Annotated in this window: 7 protein-coding genes; 6 read left to right on the top strand and 1 reads right to left on the bottom strand. The window is 43.3% G+C overall.

The annotated features are described in order from the left end of the window. Window positions 1–51: 51 nt before the first annotated feature. On the bottom strand, window positions 52–198 hold the full coding sequence (locus ACSHXM_RS20370) for a transposase (protein ID WP_435691981.1): 147 nt from the start codon (window positions 196–198) through the stop codon (window positions 52–54). Window positions 199–292: 94 nt separating this feature from the next. Between ACSHXM_RS20370 and ACSHXM_RS20365 the strand changes: the two genes are divergently transcribed. The 6 genes from ACSHXM_RS20365 (at window position 293) to ACSHXM_RS20340 (ending at window position 6,268) form a co-directional block, all read left to right on the top strand. After that, window positions 293–496, top strand: coding sequence for a hypothetical protein (locus tag ACSHXM_RS20365; RefSeq protein ID WP_435691979.1), 204 nt, complete (start codon window positions 293–295; stop codon window positions 494–496). Between the two features lie 263 nt (window positions 497–759). Then, window positions 760–1,665 (top strand): sulfate adenylyltransferase subunit CysD, encoded by a 906-nt coding sequence (gene cysD, locus ACSHXM_RS20360; RefSeq protein WP_435691977.1) that lies wholly within the window; start codon window positions 760–762, stop codon window positions 1,663–1,665. A gap of 2 nt (window positions 1,666–1,667) precedes the next feature. Beyond that, entirely contained in the window at window positions 1,668–2,261 is a 594-nt protein-coding gene (gene cysC / locus ACSHXM_RS20355) for an adenylyl-sulfate kinase (protein WP_435691975.1), read from the top strand. Then, on the top strand, window positions 2,261–3,073 hold the full coding sequence (gene cysQ / locus ACSHXM_RS20350) for a 3'(2'),5'-bisphosphate nucleotidase CysQ (RefSeq protein ID WP_435691973.1): 813 nt from the start codon (window positions 2,261–2,263) through the stop codon (window positions 3,071–3,073). Before cysC ends, cysQ begins: the two co-directional genes overlap by 1 nt. 3 nt (window positions 3,074–3,076) lie before the next feature. Beyond that, the gene (gene cysN, locus ACSHXM_RS20345; protein ID WP_435691971.1) at window positions 3,077–4,492 is read left to right on the top strand and encodes a sulfate adenylyltransferase subunit CysN; all 1,416 of its coding nucleotides are present in this window, start codon (window positions 3,077–3,079) and stop codon (window positions 4,490–4,492) included. 51 nt (window positions 4,493–4,543) lie between these two features. Further along, a complete protein-coding gene (locus ACSHXM_RS20340; protein ID WP_435691984.1) occupies window positions 4,544–6,268 on the top strand; it encodes an SLC13 family permease in 1,725 nt (574 codons plus the stop codon). Window positions 6,269–6,561: the final 293 nt, after the last annotated feature.

The raw sequence follows: 6,561 nt of genomic DNA, 5'->3' as shown, positions 1-6,561 counted from the left end.
TCAACCTGAGATTGATGTCGATACATTACTACCTTGGAATGTAGATCTAGATTAGTGGTGTTTACCGGACGGACACAGTTTATCGGTAATATTTAACGAAGCTGCCGCTTCTACAACTGAATAACCTTGCTGTGTTACCAGTGCTACTGCTTCTTGTTTAAAATCATTTGGGTATTGCTTGTTAGTACCTTTAGTCATTTTATACACCTCAATAGTTGGATATTATCCTTTATTGAAGTGTCCAGCTAATTCAACCACAACAATTGTTACCAGGTGATCGCCATAGAGAGATTTGGCGGGTGATAGTTATATTTTGAGGGGCATAAATAAATACAATAACATCATGGAACGACTTGCTAGCAGTAGTGTTAATCATATTGTGCAAGAAATCCAAACTCGAAGTAATGTGGAAACTAAAAATCCTTTTTCAGGTCACTCATTTCGAGTCGGCGGTGCGTTGGATTTAGTGATGCGAGGTATTTCGATGGAGCGGTGAATCAACCGTGATCAGATACTTAAGGGCATGGGATTTTATGGATGATTAACATGTTGTCAACGGTGTCAACGGCAATCTAACTTTATAGCCGCATGTTCGTTAGACTGTTTTTTACATTGCCGGTGACAATGTTAAAAATCACATTTAATTAAATTTTATAGCTAAATTGGCAACAGTTTATAGCTAAATTGGCAACAGTTTGTATTCTTTATTTTTCCATATAATGTTATATTAATATAATATTTATGGATATGGAAATTGTAATGACTGATTCTGTCACCCACCTGAAACAACTTGAAGCCGAAAGTATTCATATCTTTCGTGAAGTCGCCGCCGAATTTGATAACCCTGTCATGCTTTATTCTGTCGGAAAAGACTCCTCTGTACTGCTTCATTTAGCACGTAAAGCCTTTGCTCCGGGTAAAATCCCCTTCCCCTTATTACACGTTGATACCACCTGGAAATTCCGTGAAATGATCGAATTTCGTGACCGTATGGCGCAAAAACATAATCTGGACTTATTAGTCCATATTAACCAAGAAGGCGTCGATGCCGGTGTGGGACCATTCAGCCATGGCAGCGCTAAACACACCGACATCATGAAAACCAACGCCTTAAAACAAGCTTTAAATGCACATAAGTTTGATGCTGCTTTCGGTGGGGCACGTCGGGATGAAGAAAAATCGCGCGCTAAAGAACGCGTGTATTCATTCCGCGACCAAAATCATCGTTGGGATCCGAAAAATCAACGCCCCGAACTGTGGAATATTTATAATTCACAAGTCAATCCGGGTGAAAGTATTCGAGTATTCCCAATGTCTAACTGGACAGAATTAGATATTTGGCAATACATTTACCTTGAGAATATTGAAATTCCGTCATTGTATCTCGCTAAACCCCGCCCAGTGGTAGAGCGCGATGGGGTCTTATTTATGGTCGATGATGAGCGTATGCCACTAGAGCCTGGTGAAACGCCGATGATGAAATCGGTGCGCTTTAGAACGCTAGGCTGTTATCCACTGACCGGCGCAGTCGAATCACAAGCTGACACTCTGCCTGAAGTCATTCAAGAAATGCTCTTGACCACTACATCTGAGCGTCAAGGTCGTGTTATAGACCATGATTCATCAGGCTCGATGGAAAAGAAAAAAATGGAAGGATACTTTTAAGGATGAGCACCGATATTGTTTGGCATCAGCATGCCACTAATAAAGCCTCGCGCGGCGCGCAAAAAAATCAAATCCCCCGTGTACTCTGGCTCACTGGCCTAAGTGGCTCTGGAAAATCGACCATTGCCAACTTACTGGAGCAAAAGCTTGTTGCCGAAGGTAAACACACCTATTTATTAGATGGCGATAATGTCCGTCATGGGTTATGTGGTGATTTAGGCTTTAGTGATAAAGACCGTGTGGAAAATATTCGCCGTATCTCAGAAGTAGCAAAACTCTTTGTCGATAGTGGTACTGTGGTCATTACTGCCTTTATTTCCCCTTTTAAAGCAGACCGTGATTATTGTCGAGAAATCTTAGATGATAATGAGTTTGTTGAAATATTCATTGATACGCCACTTGCGGTGTGCGAAGCTCGCGACCCTAAAGGGCTATACAAAAAAGCACGCAGCGGTGATATCCCGCATTTCACCGGTATTGATTCTGAATATCAAGCGCCGGTTAATCCCGAAATCACCGTGACGTATCAAGATGAATACGCGGTGGCGACTGCTGATCGTTTATATGCATTACTCGTTGAGAAGGGGTTCGTATAATGCCCTCTATCAATGAAATTAACGCCCTACAACCTCAAGTAGACAAGATTGCCATAGCGGCAGGCAACGCGATTTTATCTATCTATGAGCGCGATTTTGAGATTGTGACTAAAACCGATGACAGTCCGTTAACCGAAGCAGACTTAGCCGCGCATAACGTCATTATTGCAGGACTAGAAGCGATTAGTGATTTACCCATTTTATCCGAAGAGTCTGCAGATATTCCATGGTCTACCCGTCAAACATGGGACAGCTACTGGTTAGTCGACCCGTTGGATGGCACCAAAGAATTCATCAAGAAAAATGGTGAGTTCACCGTCAATATCGCGCTTATCAGTGATGGAGTGCCGGTACTGGGTGTGGTCTACGCGCCCGTCTTAGACACACTTTATTCAGGTGTAGTCGGTCACGGCGCCACAAAAACTGTCAAAGGTGAAGCCACCGCCATGTCTACGGCATCACGCAGTGACGCGCAAACTTATCAGGTGGTGGGCAGTCGCTCTCATCAAAGCCCTGAAATACAACAGTTCATTGCCGCGCTAAATAAAACAGCAGAGCTGGTATCGATGGGGAGCTCGTTAAAGCTGTGCCTAGTGGCAGAAGGGGCGGCGCATTTTTATCCCCGTCTAGGTCCCACCAGTGAATGGGATACCGGTGCGGCGCATGCCGTGGCACTTGCCGCAGGTGCTACTGTCACTGAATTATCCCTAGAGACTATCGCGGCATCTGCGACGAACCCCACTTCCCAAACTCCGCTTCGCTATAACCAAAGCGAGTCGGTATTGAACCCTTTTTTCTTAGTGAGTTGTTAAGCCATGGAACATAAAAATACATTACTTGAAAACGATATCTTAGGCTACTTGGCCCAACACGAAAACAAAGATATGTTACGCTTTTTAACCTGTGGCAGTGTCGATGACGGCAAAAGTACCTTAATTGGTCGTCTACTTTATGACTCTAAAATGATTTATGAAGACCAGCTGGCCGCCATTACCCAAGACAGTAAAAAAAGTGGTACCACGGGTGAGAAAGTCGATTTAGCCTTACTTGTTGATGGTTTACAATCTGAACGTGAACAAGGCATTACCATTGATGTGGCGTATCGGTATTTTTCAACCGATAAGCGCAAATTCATCATCGCCGATACCCCAGGACATGAACAGTATACCCGTAATATGGTCACTGGAGCGTCCACCTGTGATTTAGCCATTATCTTAGTCGATGCGCGCGCGGGCGTGAAAACTCAGACCAAACGTCATTCTTTCTTAGCCTCATTACTGGGCATTAAGCATGTCATTGTGGCGGTCAACAAAATGGATTTGATGGATTACAGTGAAGCGGTTTACTCTGATATCAAAGCCCAATACCTTGAATTTGCTCAGCAGCTGAATATTGACGACATCCAATTTATCCCCTTATCTGCGCTAGAAGGCGATAACGTGGTAAATCATTCCCAGCATACCCCCTGGTATACCGGCCCGACGATGATGTCTTTATTGGAAAATATCGAAGTCACACGCACCGTGAACCGCAGTGATTTTCGCTTCCCCGTGCAGTATGTGAATCGTCCTAATTTGGATTTTCGCGGCTTTGCCGGTACCGTTGTCTCAGGTGAAGTGAGTGTAGGTGATGCCGTCACCACGTTGCCATCAGGCAAAACCTCGACGATTAAATCCATTGTGACGTTCGAAGGGGAGCAAGAGCGCGCTGCACCTCAAGCTGCAGTGACCTTGACCTTGGCCGATGAAATTGATATTTCGCGCGGTGATATGATTGTCAAATCAGATAACCTACCGCTCCACGGCTCACAATTTAATACCCATTTAGTATGGATGGATGAAGCGGCGCTTATTCCTAACAAACAGTACAACTTTAAGTTTGCAACTAAAACAGTGTCTGGGGGCGTGAGTCATATTGATTACTTAATCGATGTTAATACCATGGAACAGACCGAAGCGGTACATATGCAACTCAATGAAATCGGCAAAGTGGGCATTAAACTGACCCAAGACGTGGCGTGTGATCCCTATACACGTAATCGTCAAACCGGTGCGTTTATCGTCATTGACCGCTTAACCAATGCGACCGTCGGTGCGGGGATGATAATCGACCAGCTTGCGGCAAGTGATGCACCGCAGCATGCTTATTCTGAATTTGAAATAGAATTTAATACGCTGGTGCGCAAGCATTTCCCGCATTGGGGTGCAGCCGATATCACGCAGTTAAAATAACACAATGCCAAGTACGTCAACATGTTATCTTGGGGTGGTCATACAGTGACGATTGATTTATTACAAATCAGTGTGATAGGTATCTTTTTACTGACTATTGGGGCACTCATTGTCAGTAAAAAGCGCCCGTCATTTATTTTTAGTATGACCACATTGGCGTTATTGCTCTGCGGGGCTGTATCGATTGATACTGTCTTAGATAATGCCACCAACCAAGGTCTTATTACATTGTTGCTGTTGTTAATTATCTCTCATGCGATAGATAAAACGGCGCTGCTTAAGCGCATTGCCCGTAAACTCATCATTCAAAACTACACCACCTCGTTTTTACGCTTATTTGGCATTTCTTTTTTTGCCTCGGCGCTATTAAATAACACTGCTATCGTGGCCAGCTTGATTGGCTCGGTGAAACAAAACCAATATCACGCAGCCTCTAAATTACTCATCCCCCTCTCCTACGCGGCGATATTAGGCGGTACCGTGACACTCATCGGCACATCCACCAACCTGATAGTAGATAGCTTTTTGATTGAACAAGGCCACCCAGGCTTTGCTTTTTTTGATTTTACCCTCTTTGGCCTTAGCGCTGGACTCATCTGTGGGGGGCTGTTATTTATATTGAAAGATTGGTTACCCACGATCAACTCGCGAGTTGAAAATAGCAGTGGATATTTACTGGAAGCCAAAGTTGCAACGCATTCAGAGCTCATCGGTAAATCGGTAGAGGCCAATCACTTACGCAATTTACCCGAATTATTCTTAGTCGAAATCGTGCGTAATAACCAAATCATCTCACCGGTCACCCCTGATGAAATCATTCAAGCCAATGACAAGCTCATCTTCAGTGGGAATGTGCAGAAAGTTGATGCCCTAGCACATATCAAAGGACTCCACTTATTTGCTGAATGCGATGGCTTACTGCATGAAAAATTAACCGAAGTGATTATTTCCAACCGCTCCTCTATCATCGGTAAAACCCTTAAAAAAGTCGGATTCCGAGCATTATTTGATGCAGCTGTCGTGGCTATCAAACGCGATGGCGAGACTCTATCAGGAAAACTTGGAGAAATCACCCTCCAATCAGGTGATTTTCTGTTGCTAGCTACCGGACAAGATTTTCAACAATGTAACAACATCGCAAAACACTTTTTTATTGTCTCGGAACAAAAAATCTCGCGTAAACTCTCATCGACTCAAGACTGGCTGACCATCTCAGGATTTTTAGGGGTAGTCACATTGGCGGCCCTTGAAGTAGTTCCGTTAATTATTGGTCTACTATTCTTTTTAGCCTTGCTCGTGCTGTTAGATGTCACATCCTACAGTGAGGTCAAACGTCATCTACCTTTGAATTTATTGATGGTGATTGTCGGTGCGTTAACCTTATCATCAGGCTTAGTGAATAGCGGTGTCATTGCTTTATTAACCGATAACCTCAGTCATGTATTACTCACGACCTCGCCTCTCGTAGCACTCATTGCGCTATATATCACCACCCTATTACTGACTGAATTTGTCACCAATAACGCCGCAGCAGCATTAATGTTTCCCTTTGCATGGGCGCTAGTAGAGACCATGGGCTTACCTATCATGCCATTTTCACTCGCCGTGGCATTTGCCGCTAGTGCAAGTTTTATCTCCCCTTATGGTTATCAGACAAACCTCCTAGTGCATAATGCCGGTAACTATCGTTATATGGATTTTGTGAAAATAGGACTACCAATTTCAGTACTTTACTCTGCCATTGTTATAAGCTTGTTGAACAACATATACTTATAAAATTGTTAAGAAAAATCAAAACTATCTGTATCGAGCTAAAATATTAAATCATCCTGACTTAGCAGATGTATGCATAACTTCATATAGAACGGTACATTAAAGATTAATTTTCTTATCAGTTAATTTTGAGTGACCAAGACTATCAAAGATAACACACAAAACATTTTAGAAACTATTAGACGATCTTAGGGTGGATTACATGGCAGTGTTATCTATTGTGTCCGTCCGGTAAACACCGTCTAGTTTCTTCTACTAGCAACGATGATAATCTGGTTTTTCAAAACTAGGAATCG

Origin of the sequence: Paraglaciecola sp. (genome assembly GCF_051252315.1) — a bacterium.
Lineage (GTDB): Bacteria > Pseudomonadota > Gammaproteobacteria > Enterobacterales > Alteromonadaceae > Paraglaciecola.
The sequence above is the reverse complement of the archived record's forward strand: the minus strand, read 5'-3'. Positions and strand labels throughout refer to the sequence as shown.